The following is a 15,548-nucleotide window of genomic DNA, read 5'->3' on the forward strand; positions in this document are numbered from 1 at the left end:
GGGCGGCACGGGGGACCGCGGCGCGGCCTGCACCGCCGGAAGCCGGACGGTGAAGGTGCTGCCCTGTCCGGGGGCGCTGTCCACGGTGATGCCGCCGTTCATCTGCGACACCAGGCTGTGGCTGATGGCCAGCCCCAGCCCCAGCCCCTGGCCCAGTTGCTTGGTGGTGAAGAAGGGATCGAAGACGTGCTCCAGCACGTCCGGGGCAATGCCCACGCCCGTGTCCTGGATGTGCACGAACACGCCCTCATCGGAGGCCCGGAGCCGGACGCGGATCTCATGGCGGGAGGCCATCCCCTCGGGAATGGCCTGGGCCGCGTTCACCAACAGGTTGAGGAAGACCTGTCCCAGCCGGACGCTGTCGGCGATCACCTCCGGTACCGGCGTGTAGTCCCTCACGACGTGGGCCCGGTGGCGGATCTCCACCATGGCCATCTTCAGGGCCAGCTCCAGCACCTGCTCGACGTTGACGCTCCGGCCCGGCGGCGCCGTGGGGCGGGCGAAGGCGCCCAGGTCCTTGACGATGTCATGGATGCGCTCGGCGCCTTCCTGCGCCTGGGTGAGGGCCTCCAGCGCCTGGGTCGCTCCAGTGTGATGGCGCGCGAGGGCCAGCAGCTCCGGATCCACCGAAGGCGGCGCCGGGGCCCGCAGCGCGTGCGTGGCCAGCCCCAGGCTGCCCATCAGGAAGGCCAGGGGGTTGTTCACCTCGTGGGCGATCCCCGCCGCGAGCGTGCCGACCGCCGCCAGTCGCTCCGCCAGGCTCAGCCGCACCTGCATCTGCCGCAGCTCGGTGATGTCGATGATGGCGGTCCGGCACATGCGCTGCTGGGAGCCGCTGTCATCGAGGGGCGCGCTCACGAGGCGCACCTCGACCTGCCTCCGAGCAATCCTCAGCCGCAGCTCCGTGCTCACCGTCTCCCCGTGGATGCACTGACGCAGGTGGCCGAAGAAGCGGCCCACGTCGGCGGAATCCACGAAGGGGGTGAAGGGCAGCCCTTGCAGGTAGGAACGGTTCTGGCCCAGCAGGCTCGCGCCGGTGAGGTTCAGGTCCTGGATGCAGCCGTTCACGTCCAGGCTCACGCACGCCATGGGCGCGAAGTCGTAGAGCTCCATGTAGCGGTTGCGGGACTCCTCCAGCGCCTGCTGGGCTTCCTGCAGCTCGCGGTTCTGCACCTCCAGCTCCAACTGGTGGCGTTGCAGCTCCCGCAGCAGGCCGCGCAACTCCTCCGGAGCGCTGGGGTTGGTTTCCAGGGCGTGCAGCGCCTGCGTGAGTTCCGCCTGCTTCTTCCCGCTCCGCCCATCCATGGACTCCCCCCACTGCGCGCAGACCCGTTGCCAGAAGGATCAGGCCTTCCGGGTTATATCCTCGATGGAGAGCAGGATGTATTGGGTGCCCGTCGTCTCGCTGGAGAGCTGCCGGGCGTTGAGGAGCATCCGCCGGTGCCCGATGGTGTCGAAGCGGTGCTCCATCGCGAAGTCCTGCAGGTGCTTGTTCAGGGGGAGGATCTCCTCCAGCAGGTGGCGCAGCTGGGGGATGTTCCACTGGCCATTGCCGAGCGCGTAGAGCGTGTGTCCCAGGGTCTGCTCCTGGCTCACCTGGAACGTGGTGTAGAAGGCCGGGTTGGCGTTGATGACGCGCAGGCCCGCGTCCAGCACCAGGAAGGGCTCGCGCATCGTCTCCACGATGGCCGTGGCGTACTCGCGCGCGCGGCGGGACTCATCCAGGCTGGACTTGAGCCGGTCGATGTCCAGGAGCGTCATCACCGCGCCTTCAATCTTGTTGTCCAAGGACCTGTAGGGGCGCAGCCGCAGCGAATACCAGTGCCCGTTGCTGTCTCGCACCTCCTGCTCGATGACGCCCAGGCGCTCGGTGACCTCCGTCACGGCGGCGTCCAGGTCCGGCAGGGGAAGGGCCAGCTTCACCTCGCGCAGGGAGCGGCCGATGTCGGAGGACGACAGCTTCAACACCTCTTCCGCCATGGGGGTGAAGCGGCGGATGCGATGGTCGTTGCCCAGCATCACGGTGGCGATATGGGTGCTGCCAATCAGGTTGCTCAGGTCGCCGTTGATCTGACTGAGCTCGAGGTTGCGGTTCTGCAGCTCCTCGTTGACGGTGATGAGCTCCTCGTTGGTGGACTGGAGCTCCTCCTTCGCGGTCTCCAGCTCCTCGTTGGTGGACTGGAGTTCCTCATTGCTGGACTGGAGCTCCTCGGTGGCGGAGCGCAGCTCCTCGTACGTGGCCTCCTGCTCCTCCACGACCGTCTGCAGGTGCTCCTGCGTCGTGTGCAGCTCCTCGCGCAGCCGCTCCATCTCCAGGTCGCGCTCGGGTCCGTGGGCGGCGCGTCCGTGGGCGGCGCGGTCCTCGCGCACGGGGGCCGGGGTGGCTTCATGCGCCTCCTCGAAGAGCACGAGGAAGCAGTGCTCCCCCCCGGCCTGCGCCGAGCGCAGCGGGTGCACCTCCAGGTTCACCTTGCGCGGGCGGTCACCCCCGGAGAGGGTCAGCCCCTCTTTGCGCACCTGGCTGGCGCTCTTCTTCGCCTGATGCAGGGCCGCCCTCAGCTCCAGCGCCAGCCCCTCGCGCGCCATCTTGATGAGGTTGAGGCTCGCGACCCCGGGAAGCGGTTCCAGGTAGGGCCCGGTGTGGCCGCGGAAGTGGAGGATCTCCAGGTCCTCGTTGACGATGACGCCCGGCGGGCCATAGCGGGCGAGCACCAGGCGGTCCGCTTCCTGCTGTGCATCCAGGTCCGTCACACCCGACGTCAGCTTTCGCCGCGAGATGGGGGGCCGCTCCGTCATGGACTCCCGATAGGTGAAGGTGAGGTTCGGCTTCGGTGAGGCGTTCTTCTTCCGGTAGATCTTGTTGCGTTTGTCCACCATGGCGAACAGGTCCGCGGACGTGCCCACCGTCTCCGACGTGCCCAGCATCAGGAAGCCCCCGGGGCGCAGGCCATAGTGGAAGATGGGCAGGACCTTCTTCTGGAGCACCGGCCCCAGGTAGATGAGGACGTTGCGGCAGCTGATGAGGTCCATCCGCGAAAAGGGTGGATCGCTCACCAGGTTCTGCTGCGCGAAGATGCATACGTTGCGCAGCGACTTGTGGATCTGGTAGCCGCCCTCCGTCCTCACGAAGAAGCGGCGGAGGCGCTCGGGCGAAAGTCCCGACACGCTGGACTCCGGATAGACGGCGGCGCGCGCCTGCTCGATGGCGGTCCCGCTCACGTCCGTCGCGAAGACCTGGATGGGCGTGGCCGTCGCCGCCGTGCCCAGGTACTCCATCAGGCACATGACGAGCGAGTACACCTCCTCGCCCGTGGAGCAGCCGGGAATCCAGACGCGGAAGGGTTGGTGGGCAGGGCGGCCCTGGAAGAGTTCCGGGAAGACCTTCTGCTGGAGGGCTTCGAAGCTGGCGGGGTCGCGGAAGAAGCTGGTGACGTGGATGAGCAGGTCCTGGTGGAGCAGCTCCAGCTCTTCCGGACGTTCCTCCAGGTGGCGGATGTAGGCGGCCAGGTCCTCCACCTTGCACAGCTGCATCCGCCGCTCCAGCCGCCGGTGGATGGTGCTGGGCTTGTAGTGCGTGAAGTCCACGCCCGTGGTCTCCCGCAGCAACTGGAAGACCCGCTGCAGGCCCTCCTGGGGGAGAACGTGGGCGGACAGCGCCCCTGGCGCCCGGGCATGGGTGGGAAGCAAATCCAGGTTGGCCAGCTGGGCCAGGGTGACCGCGATGCCCTCCGGCGGAAGGATGTGATCCACGAAGCCCGCCGCGATGGCGCTCCGGGGCATGCCGTCGAAGTGGGCGGACGTCGGCTCCTGGACCAGGGTGGTGCCGCCCGCCTCGTGCACGGCCTGCAATCCCCGGGTGCCGTCGGAGCCCGTGCCGGAGAGGACCACGCCGATGGCCCGGCCCGGGGCCTGCTCCGACAGGGACATGAGGAAGTCGTCGATGAGCCGCAACCCCTGCGCGGCCGCCGCCGGAGGACCCAGCCGCAGGGACCCGTGCTCCAGCGTCAGGCTGACCCCCGGTGGGTTCACGTAGATGTGATCCGGCGTGAGCGTGAGGCCGTCGGTGGCCTCCAGCACGGGCATCGCCGTCGCCCGGCCCAGCAGCGCCGGCAGGCTGCTCTCGTGCTGCGGCGACAGGTGCTGCACCAGCACGAACGCCATGCCCGTGCGCGGGGGCAGGTGCTCCAGCAGGGTGAGGAACGCGGGCAGTCCGCCCGCGGAAGCGCCAATCCCCACCACGGGGAAGCGCTCCGGGAACGTCTTCGCGCCCGCGCCCGCCTCCTGTGAGGGGGACGGCGGGGCAGACGGGGGCTGCTTCTTCACGGGAATCCCTTCGGCACCCGTCGCGCGGCGGCACGCCGGCGGGGCACCTTGCTTCCCTGATAGCCCAGTGCGCCCCCTGCCGCTGGCCCGTCTGCGCGCCCTTGCGCCAACCGGCGGTGATGTAGGACCCACCCGGGTCGGGAATAAATGAGACGGCAAATTCTCCCCGGCGTTCACTTAATGCACGCTTCCACCGACAGGTGCTTCAAACGCGAAGTTTCAGCGTAGTCAGTTTTGAAGCATTGCTCGTTTTCCCCCGGTCGGCGTGGGTTCCTCCGTATTTTCAAGCAGTTGCGAGAACTCTCAATTCCTGAGAAGTGGCGTATCCGTAAAATTCTCGCCTGTACTTGAAATGCGCGCCTCTCATGTGACACTGTCGTTTCTAATCTTTCCACTTAGCAGGAGGATTACATGTACGAGAAGCGAGTACGCGGCGCCCTGGGTGCCGCAGCCCTGTCCCTGATGGTTGGCGCCTGCACCGAAGGCGCTCCTGCCGCGAACACGGAGGACTCCAACCTCCAGAAGGCGTCCGCCAATCTGTCGGCCGGTCAGCACGTGGTTGCTGCCGACGCGGATGCGATCCCCACCTTCGTCACCGGTTCCTTTGGTTCCGTTCCCGCGCCGTCGGCCATCCAGGGCATCGCTGCTCCCCAGCAGCTGGCCCCGGTGCTCGCGGGCGTGGCGCCGATGTTCCGCCTGGACCCGAACGACCTGTTCCTGAAGAAGGCCTACGTCGGCTTCGACGGTGACACGCACTTCCGTTACGGCGTGACCCACAACGGCATCCTGGTGCGCGACGCGGAAGTGCGTCTGCACGCTCGCAACGGCACCGTGTTCGCGGTGAACACGAACGCCCGTGGCGACCTGAAGGGCGAGGCGAAGGCCACCATCGCCGCCGACGCGGCCATCGCCGCGGCGACGGGCGACCGCAGCGCTCCCGAGCGCGCGTCCACCGAGGGCGAGCCCCAGCTCGTCTACCACCGCTCCGGCAACGAGCTGGTCCTGACGTATGAAGTTCGCGTCAAGGGCGAGCTGAAGGACACGACGCCGGTCGACAACACGGTGCTGGTGAACGCGAAGACGGGCGAGGTGTTCGAGATCCGCCCGAACATCCACTCGGCCATCAACCGCCAGGTGTGGGACCTGCAGCACCGCACGTCGCTGCCCACGGCCGTCCGTGCGCGCTTCGAGGGTGATGCGGCCCACGCCGACGTCGTGGTCAACAACAACTACGGCCACCTGGGCACCGTCTACAACTGCTACAGCGAGCTGTTCGGCCGCGACTCGTACAACAACGCGGGCGCGCTCCTGAAGAGCTACGTCCACTACAGCAACAACTACGTCAACGCCTACTGGGACGGTACCCAGATGGTGTACGGCGATGGCGACGGCGTGAACGCCTCCAACCTGGCGAACTCGCTGGACGTGACGGCGCACGAGCTGACGCACGCGGTGACCTCGTCCGAGTCCAACCTCACCTACTCCGGTGAGTCCGGTGGCCTCAACGAGTCGCTCTCCGACATCTTCGGCGCGGTGTGCGAGTGGTACGGCAAGGGCAAGGTCATCGACGCGGGCACCTGGATCGTCGGCGACGACGTCTGGACGCCGAGCATCCCGGGTGACGGCCTGCGCTACATGGACAGCCCCACGCTGGACGGTGACTCGCTCGACTACTACCCGGACTACTCCTCCGGCGTGGACGTGCACTACAGCTCGGGTATCTCCAACCTGGCGTTCTACCTGATGTCCCAGGGTGGCACGCACCCGCGCGCCAAGACGACCCAGGTCGTGACGGGCATCGGCTTCGAGAAGGCCGCCAAGGTCTTCTACAAGATCAACGTGGACCTCCTGGTGGCGTCGTCCAACTTCGAGGCGGCGAAGACCGCGTCGGAGCAGGCCGCGACCCAGCTGGGCTTCACCGCGGCGGAAGTCACCCAGGTCGGCAACGCCTGGAAGGCCGTCGGTGTCGGCGTCCCGGTTCCTCCCCCGGTCACCACCCCGATCGAGAAGGGCACGACCGTCACGGGCATCAACGGCTCGTCCGGAAGCAAGCAGTACTACTCCATCACCATCCCCGAGGGCGCCACGGACGTGACGTTCACGATGGCCGGTGGCACGGGTGACGCGGACCTCTACGTCCGTCGCGCCAACGCCCCCACGGACTCGCTGTACGACTGCCGTCCGTACAAGTCCGGCAACGCGGAGACCTGCACCTTCGCGACCTCCGGCACGGAAGCCATCTGGTACGTGATGATCAAGGGCTTCACCAGCTACACGGGCACCACGCTGAACGTCACCTGGAAGGGTGGCTTCGAGAAGATCGGCAACGAGTACGTCGTCGAGAACCTCGCGGGCGTCGAGGGCTCCAGCCGCACCTACATCATCGACATGCCCGAGTTCAAGGTGGACTCCGGCATCAACACGCTGTCCATCGCGCTGGGCGAGGGCGAGGGCAACGCGGACGTCTACGTGCAGTACGGCGCGGCCCCCACGTTCACCTCCTACATCGCTCGCGGTGTGAAGGAGAGCGCGACGGAAGGCATCGTGCTGCGCAACCGTCCTGCCGGTCGCTACTACATCACGATCGTCGGCGTGCCGAGCCTGGTGGACACCACCGTGAACGGCTACATCAAGACCACGTTCGCGGCGTCCTACAAGACCCTGTAGTTCGCACGGAAGGGGGTGCGGCTTGATGCCGCGCCCCTCTCCTCAAGACCCCGGTTCCCGCTCCAGAGCGGGACCCGGGGTTCTTTTTTGTCCTGCGTCGTCCTTCCGCTGGAGTCAGTGCGCCGCGCGCGCCGGACTCGTGGAGGCAAGCCGCATGGGCTGGGCGCGGCCGTAGGTGAGCGAGCGCCACAGCCACTCCGCCGGACCGAAGCGGAAGCGCGAAAGCCACAGGTGCGCGAGCCCCACCTGCACCGCGAAGACGCCCAGCGACAAGAGCACGCTGCGCGACATGGGCAGGTGCCCCACGAGCCCCAGGCCCCAGCCGTCGTACAGCCACACGCTCACCAGCGACTGCATCAGGTACAGCGACAGCGCCATGCGGCCCGCGGGCGCGAGCACGCCCAGCACCCTCTTGCCGCGCTCCTTCTGGAAGAGCAGCGCGAAGGCCGCCGCGTAGCCCACGCCCATGAACAGGTAGCCCACCTCCCGCAGGGTGCGCATCCCCACCATCCACGCCGGGGGACTGACGGGCATGGTCATGCCCCGCTGCCGCAGGTTGAGCACCAGCGCCAGGGTGGCCACGGCGGTGCCGACCCCCAATCCCCAGAAGAGGATCCGCCGGAGCAGCTTGCGGTGGCGCTCCACGTCCTCCATCAGCCGCTTGCGTCCGGCCCACAGGCCCAGCAGGAAGCGGCCCAGGATGATGCACATCCACAGCGGGCGGCCGGGGGTGGCCAGGTTCTGCCAGGCGAAGCGCGCGTTGGCCCGCTGGGACGTCACCACCGAGTCGCTGGACAGGCCCGCGAGGAGCGCCGTGCGGCGCGCCGCGTCCTCGTCCCGGGTGGCCTTCGCGGCGAGGGCCGCCGCTTCCTTTCCGTGCAGGAGTTCCGGCCCGTAGCGCTGGGCGACGGAGATGAGGAGCGGCAGCACGACGAAGAGCACCGCCACCCAGGTGAGCACCGTCCTGTCCTCGCGCTGGCGGAACAAGAGCAGCACGAAGCCCACCAGCGCGTAGGTGGAGAGGATGTCGCCCACCCACAGCGCGAACATGTGCGTGAGGCCAATGAGGAGCAGCACCCCCAGCCGCCGCCGGTACACCGGCACGACGGACGCACCCCGGGCCTCCGCGCGCGACATCTGCAGCGAGAAGCCCAGCCCGAAGAGCAGTGAGAAGAGGGTGACGAACTTCTGGTCGATGAAGAAGGCGTAGAGCGCGCTGACCACCGTCTCCAGCGGCGGTGCGTTCAGCGCCTGCGCCTGTTCGCGCGACAGCAGCGCACGGCCGCTGAACCAGGTGACGCTGTTGGAGATGAAGACGCCGCACAGCGCGAAGCCGCGCAGGGCGTCCAGCAGGTGCACGCGCTCGGAGATGTCGACGGGACCGGCGGAGGAGGGTTCGGGCATGGCGTGAACTACACGCCCGCCTCCTCGACACCGTCAAACGCACCCGGGGGCTTGCCCGGATGCGGCGCGGCGCTTGCCGCGGTGCTTCCCTGCGTCAGGCGGATTTCTCCGGGCCGGGCAGAACCTCGCGCAGGCAGCGCTCCAGTCCGCCCCGGTGGCGCCACTGCTGGGGGTAGCCCAGGGAGACCTCCTCGAAGCGCACGCCGTCGCGCCACAGCGTGGCCGGCATGTGCAGGTGTCCCGTCACCACCACCTCCGCGCGGTAGCGGGTGTGCCAGTCCTCGGTGAGGCGCGTGCCGCACCAGATGGAGAAGCGCGGGATGCGCGGCAGCCGCACGTGCTCATACCGCAGCGGGTAGTGGTTGATGAGGATGGTGGAGGCGCCTGGCGGAATCCGCTCCAGCCGCGCGCGCGTGCGCTCCACGCGCGCGTGACACCAGGCCTGACGGGTGGGGTAGGGCTCCGGGTGCAGGAGCACCTCGTCCGTGCACATCAGGTCGTCCTCCCACGCCCACTCCAGCGCCTTCTCCACCGGCACGGTGTCCGGGCGGAACGTGTAGTCGTAGCCCAGGAACATGGGGACGACGACGCGGTGCGGACCCTCGCCGGGCCAGCGCGGGTAGGGGTCCTCTGGCGTGAGCGCGCCGTAGCGGTGGCACAGGTCCACCATGCGCAGGTAGCGGGCCTCACCGCGCAGGGGCGGTTGTTCCGACGGCATGGACCACAGCTCGTGGTTGCCCGGCACCCAGACGACCTGACGGAAGCGCGCGGTGAGCGTGCGCAGCATCAGGTCCATGTCCGCGAGCGTTTCGCCCACGTCCCCGCCGACGATGAGCCAGTCGTCCGGACGTGGCGCGAGCGCGGCCAGGGCCTGGTGGTTTTCGGCGTGACGCAGGTGCAGGTCGCTGATGGCGTAGAGCTTCATGGCGCGTGGGAGCCGGTACCTTAACGCGCATGCCCCCGCGCGGCACGGGAACGCTCAGGCGGGCGGCTTCAGGGCTGCTTCAGCTCAGGGAGGCGAGCAGCTCCAGCACCTGCTGCGGCGGGGCGGCGCGGTCCATCCAGGTGATGCCCCGGCCCTCCAGCGCGGGCGTGGGCGGGTGCGAGGTGTGCAGCGCGCAGGCGGTGCCCGGAAGGCGCTCGCGCACGCCCGCGAGCAGACACAACCCGTCGCCATCCGGCAGCCCGTAGCCGCTCACCACCACGGACGGCTTCGCTTCGTGCATGAGCCGCACCGCTTCGCGCACGTCCAGGGCGAAGCGCTTGAGGCCCGGGAGATTCCTCACCAACCGCCGCAGGGCCGCGAGCGCGCGCGGATCCGCGTCGACGAAGAGGAAGCTGGGGACGGGATGGGAGTGCGTGCGCATGAAGGCCACCAGGTGGTGAAGACAGGCGTAACGCAAGAGGTTGTGTCGCGACAAGCCTACCCCGGAAGTTCTTGGAAGCCAACCTCTCAAGTCATATCGACATGGGCGAACCCGGTAGGTTAACGACCCCATGGAAAAGACCCTCGCATCCCGGCTCGGAGGTGCGGCCCGCGTCGCCCGCACCCGCCTGAACCTGACCCAGGCGGACGTGGCGGAGCGCATCGGCATCGCGAGTGAAGTCTATGGGCGGCTGGAGCGTGGCCACATGCTGCCCAGCATCCAGACCTTCCGGCGGTTGTGCGTGGTGCTGTCCATTTCCGCGGACGAAGCACTGGGCCTCAAGCCGTCGCAGGACGTGAAGTGGGCGGCGGAGCCACCGTCCGACTACGGCGAGTCCGCGGAGCTGCGCCGGTTGCTTCGCCGCGCGAAGCAGCTGGACCGGGGCTCCATCCGGATCCTCAGCGTGCTGGCCTCGCAGTTCAAACCCCGGGGCTGATGCGCCGGGGAGCGCGCGTGGCGTCCTTCAGGAGGGCGCCGCGTCGTCCCAGCGCGCCAGCCGCTCCCGCAGCTTCCGGACGGAAGGAAAGCCGTTGAAGAGCACCACCTGCGGGTGCTCCTCCAGCACCTGCCGCTCCGCCGCCTCCTTCGCCAGCGCGCGGTCCACGCCCAGCAGCAGCCCCGTGTCCGGGCGCGCGCGCAGCTCCGACAGCCGCCGTGACAGCGGTCCCGCGTGCCACGGGTGGAACAGCTCCAGCGCGACTTCATGGCCCGTCTTCCGGTGGCGGAAGGTGAGGTCGGGCACGCACAGGCCCGCGGCGCCGGTGTGACGGGGCCGGGGGGTGAGGTCCAGCTCCCAGGCCGCGTCCTCGAAGCCTTCCGACAGCGCGGCGACTTCTGGCGGCACGTGGCCCAGCGCGGCGGGGAGGGGCGACACGAGCGGATCCTCGTGGCTCAGCTGGAGCGTGGACTTCTTGCGCGCGTCCTCCAGCACGGCGGACAGCTCCCAGCGCTCCAGGAGGGGCACCACCGAGAGGAAGCTCGCGAGCTGCAGGCCGTACTTCTTCTGGAGGGACAGCATGGCGCCGGGGCCTTCCACCTCCAGCGACCAGTCCTCGCCGTCGCGTCGCACCTCCGCGACCAGCCGGCAGAACTTCAGCCAGCGCAGCAGCTTGCGCACGCGCAGCAGCTTCGGCGCCCGCGCGCGCAGGGTGAGGCGGCGGGCATTGAGGAGCGGCCCCTGCGCGAGCGCGAGGTTGTAGCGATCCAACAGGCCCTGGGGCGTGAGGGCGTCGCCGTCCCAGCCGAGCAGCTTCCGGTTGCCGGGCAGGTCCGTGTACAGCGCCTCGCGGGTGTCCGTGAGCGGAGCGTCCAGGGCCGCCGAGAGGCGCGCTTCGTACGCCTCCAGCGTGGTGTCGGGAGGAAGGGTCCGCAGCACCTTCGCGCCCACGAGCAGCGTGCGCCAGCGCGCTTCCTGCGCGCCCTCGCCGGCCTCGTCGAAGAGGAGCCGGTCCATCAGCAGCTTCACCAGGCCACGCGCCACCTTGGGACGGCTGAATGCGCCGGCCTTGAGGGCGAAGGACTCCTCCACGTCGTCGCGGGCCTGACCCCGGAAGGACTCCGCGTCCGCGAGCAGCTCCTTCGCGAGCGCCTGCAGGGACGGGTCATGCGTCTTGACGAAGGACGGGCGCAGGATGCCTTCGCGCACGCGGGAGGCGAGCAGTTCACGCGTCAGCATCCGGTGGACCCTCCTGGTAGGCGCGGTGCTGGCGCCGGCGCTCGCTGATGCCACTCTCCGCGGTCTGCGCGGAGCACACCTCGTACAGAATCGCGCGCTTGTCGGGACGCTTTCGCAGGATGCGGCCCAGGCGCTGCACGTGTTCGCGCACGCTGCCGCTGCCGCTGAGCACCACGCCCACGCGCGCCTCGGGCACGTCCACGCCCTCGTTGAGCACTCGCGAGGTGAGCAGCACGGGCAGCTCCGCGCTGGCGAACGCGGCCAGCAGCGCCTTGCGCTCCGGCAGCGGCGTGTGGTGCGTGAGCGCGGGCAGGAGCAGCCTGCGGGCCAGCGTGTACACGGTCTCGTTGTCGTCGGTGAAGACGATGACGCGGTCCTCGCGGTGCTCCAGCAGGATGCGCCAGAGCGCGTCCAGCTTGCCGCTGGAGGTGAGCGCGATGCGGCGCTGCTCCCGGTAGCCCCGGTAGGCCGCGCGGCCCTCGTCGCTGCGCTGGCTCTGCGCGAGGAAGCGGGCCCAGCCCTCTGGTGACGCCAGCGGCACGCCCAGCCTGCGCACGAAGGTGAGGTATCTGCCGCGCGCCTCGTCGTAGCGCGTCTTCTCGTCGGGCGTCAGCGGCACCTCGACGCGGCGGACCTCGTACGGCGCCAGGTACTGACCCTGGAGCTCCTCGATGCCGGTGCGGTGCACCAGCGGGCCCAGCAGCTCCTCGCACACGCGCTCGCCCCCGTCGGCGCGCGCGAGCGTCGCGGTGAGCCCCAGGCGGTAGGGCGCGAGGGTGCCTTCGGCGATGAAGCGGTAGCTGGGCGCGGGCAGGTGGTGGCACTCGTCGCAGATGAGCAGGCCGAAGCGGTTGCCCGTGAACTCCATCTGCATCGCGGCGGAGTCGTACGTCGTCACCGTGAGCGCCTGCCGGTCGTTGACGCCGCCGCCCACCATGCCCACGGGGCCGGGGAAGTACTTCGCCAGCACGCCCTGCCACTGCGCCATCAGGTCCAGCGTGGGCACCACCACCAGCGTGGGCCGCTTCACCCACGCGATGGCCAGCACCGCGAGCAGCGTCTTGCCCGCGCCGGTGGGCAGCTCCACGAGCCCGCGGCCACCCGCGCGCGTCCACGCGTCCAACGCCGCGCGCTGGTGCGGGAACGGTTCGATGGGAACGGTGAGGGGCAGCTCCACCGGCTCGAAGCGCTTCGCCCGGTCCTCGTAGGGCAGCCCGCATTCGCGCAGGCGCATGACGACGTCGCGGTAGTGGCGCGCCGGGGCGCGGAAGACGCCTGTGCGCGCGTCCTTCTGGAAGAGCTCCAGCAGGCGCGCGTCCTCGGGCAGCGTCGGCGCCACCAGCGTGCCGCTGTCGTAGTGCAGCTCGATGAGGGTGGCGGGCAGGGGCTCGATGACGGGCTCGCGTGCGGGAACCAACGTGGGAGGGAACATCCGCGAGAAGGGAAGTAGCGGGTGGGACGGCGCTCCGCCACTGTGGCCAACTTGTCTGGAAGAAGCCACGGGCGCGGACGATTGACTGCCTGGAGGCACGGCGTGCCTTCGGAGGGCGGGTCGGGTTGCTTTGGAGGCCCCCGGGGCGTTACCTGCACCATGCTCATGCCCAGGCCTTGCACCGTCGCCGCTCGCCGTGCCCCGCTCGCCGGGTGGATCCACGCGTCCTTCCTGGCGTGGACCTCCTGATGCGGGTCCTCGTCGTCAGCCCGCATCTGGCGTCGCGCACGCTCTTGAGACGCTTCCTGGACGCGGAGCCGGACGTGGAGGTGACCGCCACGGGAGAGCCGGACGACGCCTTCGCCTCCATCGCGGAGAACAAGCCGGCCCTGGTGGTGGTGGACCTGCGCCGCCCGGACGAGGACCACCCGTTGTTCCTGGGCCTCCTGCGCAAGCGCCACCCGTCGCTGCCGGTCATCTCGCTGGTGCCCGGCCGGCTGCGCATCTTCGACGGCCGCTCCGAGCGCGTGCGGGAAGCGCACGGCGACACCGCGGAGGCGCTGCACCACCTGATGGGCTCGCTGCTCCAGGCCGTGAGGGATCTGCTGGCCCAGCACCTGCTGCGCATGTTGCGTCCGCCGGTGGGCCGCGCCTGACGCGCGTTGTCGCCTGACTACAACCGCAGGCGGTAGCCCACCGCCGCCAGCACCCCGCCGGTGTTCACATCCCCGGTGGTGAGGAAGTTCACGGGGGCGAAGTGGTAGTGCGCCTCCAGGAACGCGCCCCCGGGACCCAGCGGAAGCTCCGCGCCCGCGAGCGCCTGGAAGCCGAGCCCACCGCCGCTCTCCGACGCGGTGCTGTCGAACACCTCCACCGTCGCGCGGTGCAGGTACAGGCCCGGGCCCGCGCCCACGTAGGGCGTGAGCGGCCCCAGCCCCCGGGGAAAGCGGAACACGGCGGACAGCTGGAGGGCGACCTCGCGCTCGGCGAGCGTGTAGGGGCGCTCCACGGCCTGGCCCAGGTTGTCCAGTTGGGGCCCGCGCATCGTCCCCGACGTGGAGGGCCGGTGGTAGTTCACCTCCAGCACCACCGCGAGGCGCCGCTGGAGCAGGGGCGTGAGATAGCCCACCTCGCCCGCCAGATAGAGGTCGCCGTCCAGCGACGTGGTGGTCTTGATGAAGCCCACCTTGGGCGCGATGAAGAGGGGGCCTTCCTTGTCCTTGGGGGACGGGGACGGTGCGGCGGCCAGCGCCGCGAACGCGAGCAGGGCGAAGGCGTTCATGGGGTGGGGGCGTCGTTGAGGAGGGAGGCGGAGACGGTGAAGCCCGCGGACTCGGGCACCAGGCCCACCGCGCCGCTGGGGTCCACCACGATGAGCGCGTACGGGCCGCCGGGCACGATGCCTCCGGGGCACCGCGGATCCGTGATGGGCGGCGGATCAAAGCCCGCGCAGGTGGGCACGGTGGCGGTGAGCTGGGATTCGGACACGCGCGCCACGTCGCGCAGGGGGATGTTCACGCGCTGGGTGGGGTCCGTCTTCACGGGCGCGACCAGGTACACGTCCTGGATGCCGGGGGAGAACGGGCGCTGGTCCCCGGACCGGGTGTTGTCGAGGGTGATGGCCGTGTCGCTGCTGCCGGGGCCGCTCCGGGGTGACAGCGTGAGGAGTCCCAGCTTCGGATAGGCGACGGTGAGCGCCTGGGGCCGGCTGACGGCGCAGCCCTCGGGGTTGGTGAGGACCAGGTCGTAGGTGCCCTCGGGCGTCGCGGGAGGGACCTCGGTTTCGATGCGCGTGTCGGAGACGACGGTGATGCTGAAGAGCGGCTGGTCCTCTTCGCCCTCGCGGTGCAGGGTGATGAGGGGCAATGCGTCCGAGCGGAATCCGCTGCCTTCGATGACGAGGGGACTGCCGCCACCGTAGGAGAAGCCCTGGGGCGCGGTGATGCTCGTGAGCGTGGGCGCGGGTACGACGCGCAGGCCGTCCTCGAGTTCGGAGGTCCCGCCCAGGGGGTTCGTCACGGCGACGGTATAGGCGCCGGGCGCGAGCTGGCTCGAAGGGGTGCTGTCGCGGCTGGGCAGGTCCATCCGCATCAGCTCCGAGCGCGCGAAGAAGAGGTGGTCGGCGGGGAGCGTGTAGTCGCTCGGACCGCTCAGGGTCACCTGGGGCAGCTCCACGGAGGGCGTGTCGGTGAGCGCGTCACGGGGAAGGGGGTTGAAGCCCGTGCCCACGATCTCCAGACGCCATCCGCGTTCACCGCCACCCGCGTTGCAGACGCGCGCGGGGGTGATGAGCCGCTGGAGCGGATTGATGAGGCCCTCGAGCTTCGGGGTGGGCCCTTCAGCGGATTCGGAGCAGGCGACCAGGCTGAGCAGTGTGGCGACGACCGGAAGGCGCACGGGTTCCTCCATCATCCCGTCAACAAGGCTGTCACACGTTAGGCCGGGGCCCTGGAGGGTCAGGAGTTTTTTCCGGCTCTGGGCTCACAGCGCCCCTGGTCCGGCAGGGCATTGGGACTCAAGTGGCTGAAGTTCCAGGGGAATATCCCGTGGAAGGGCGTCGGCACGGCGAATGCTAAGGCTCCAGGCAGCAGGGACGGGCAGCACGGCGGGGGGGACGGGC

General features: G+C 69.5%; 12 protein-coding genes. 3 read left to right on the top strand and 9 right to left on the bottom strand.

What is annotated here, in order from left to right:
- Both D7Y13_RS25590 and D7Y13_RS25595 read right to left on the bottom strand, forming a co-directional pair.
- Positions 1-1,305: ATP-binding protein (locus D7Y13_RS25590; RefSeq protein ID WP_120630794.1), on the bottom strand; the 1,305-nt coding region annotated here is incomplete at its 3' end.
- Between the two features lie 39 nt (positions 1,306-1,344).
- Complete coding sequence (locus D7Y13_RS25595; protein WP_158620362.1) at positions 1,345-4,323, bottom strand: chemotaxis protein CheB; 2,979 nt, start codon at positions 4,321-4,323, stop codon at positions 1,345-1,347.
- Between the two features lie 411 nt (positions 4,324-4,734).
- Between D7Y13_RS25595 and D7Y13_RS25600 the strand changes: the two genes are divergently transcribed.
- Positions 4,735-6,990: a M4 family metallopeptidase gene (locus D7Y13_RS25600; protein WP_120583550.1), complete on the top strand. Its 2,256-nt coding sequence runs from the start codon at positions 4,735-4,737 to the stop codon at positions 6,988-6,990.
- A 114-nt stretch (positions 6,991-7,104) separates the two neighbouring features.
- Here the strand turns inward: D7Y13_RS25600 and D7Y13_RS25605 are convergent, their stop codons facing one another.
- The 3 genes from D7Y13_RS25605 to D7Y13_RS25615 all read right to left on the bottom strand — a co-directional run bounded on the left by D7Y13_RS25605 (position 7,105) and on the right by D7Y13_RS25615 (position 9,761).
- Positions 7,105-8,394 carry a DUF418 domain-containing protein gene (locus D7Y13_RS25605; protein WP_120583551.1) on the bottom strand — a complete coding sequence of 430 codons (1,290 nt, stop codon included), beginning with the start codon at positions 8,392-8,394 and terminating at the stop codon, positions 7,105-7,107.
- 94 nt (positions 8,395-8,488) lie between these two features.
- Positions 8,489-9,319, bottom strand: coding sequence for a metallophosphoesterase family protein (locus D7Y13_RS25610; RefSeq protein ID WP_120532872.1), 831 nt, complete (start codon positions 9,317-9,319; stop codon positions 8,489-8,491).
- Between the two features lie 79 nt (positions 9,320-9,398).
- Positions 9,399-9,761 carry a response regulator gene (locus tag D7Y13_RS25615; protein ID WP_120532880.1) on the bottom strand — a complete coding sequence of 121 codons (363 nt, stop codon included), beginning with the start codon at positions 9,759-9,761 and terminating at the stop codon, positions 9,399-9,401.
- A 130-nt stretch (positions 9,762-9,891) separates the two neighbouring features.
- Between D7Y13_RS25615 and D7Y13_RS25620 the strand changes: the two genes are divergently transcribed.
- Entirely contained in the window at positions 9,892-10,257 is a 366-nt protein-coding gene (locus D7Y13_RS25620; protein WP_120532873.1) for a helix-turn-helix transcriptional regulator, read from the top strand.
- A gap of 27 nt (positions 10,258-10,284) precedes the next feature.
- On the opposite strand, the gene D7Y13_RS25625 is transcribed toward D7Y13_RS25620, so the two are convergent.
- Both D7Y13_RS25625 and D7Y13_RS25630 read right to left on the bottom strand, forming a co-directional pair.
- Positions 10,285-11,496, bottom strand: a complete 1,212-nt coding sequence (locus tag D7Y13_RS25625) for a DUF790 family protein (RefSeq protein WP_120583552.1) — start codon at positions 11,494-11,496, stop codon at positions 10,285-10,287.
- On the bottom strand, positions 11,483-13,027 hold the full coding sequence (locus D7Y13_RS25630) for a DEAD/DEAH box helicase family protein (RefSeq protein ID WP_439329240.1): 1,545 nt from the start codon (positions 13,025-13,027) through the stop codon (positions 11,483-11,485). Before D7Y13_RS25630 ends, D7Y13_RS25625 begins: the two co-directional genes overlap by 14 nt.
- Before the next feature lie 146 nt (positions 13,028-13,173).
- Between D7Y13_RS25630 and D7Y13_RS25635 the strand changes: the two genes are divergently transcribed.
- Entirely contained in the window at positions 13,174-13,584 is a 411-nt protein-coding gene (locus tag D7Y13_RS25635) for a response regulator (RefSeq protein WP_120532882.1), read from the top strand.
- 17 nt (positions 13,585-13,601) lie between these two features.
- Here the strand turns inward: D7Y13_RS25635 and D7Y13_RS25640 are convergent, their stop codons facing one another.
- Together D7Y13_RS25640 and D7Y13_RS25645 are read right to left on the bottom strand one after the other, a co-directional pair.
- Positions 13,602-14,210 (bottom strand): outer membrane beta-barrel protein, encoded by a 609-nt coding sequence (locus D7Y13_RS25640; RefSeq protein ID WP_120532875.1) that lies wholly within the window; start codon positions 14,208-14,210, stop codon positions 13,602-13,604.
- Positions 14,207-15,325: an IPT/TIG domain-containing protein gene (locus D7Y13_RS25645; RefSeq protein ID WP_158620363.1), complete on the bottom strand. Its 1,119-nt coding sequence runs from the start codon at positions 15,323-15,325 to the stop codon at positions 14,207-14,209. Before D7Y13_RS25645 ends, D7Y13_RS25640 begins: the two co-directional genes overlap by 4 nt.
- Between the last annotated feature and the right edge of the window lie 223 nt (positions 15,326-15,548).

The organism is Corallococcus praedator, from assembly GCF_003612125.1.
GTDB classification, from domain to species: Bacteria; Myxococcota; Myxococcia; order Myxococcales; family Myxococcaceae; genus Corallococcus; species Corallococcus praedator.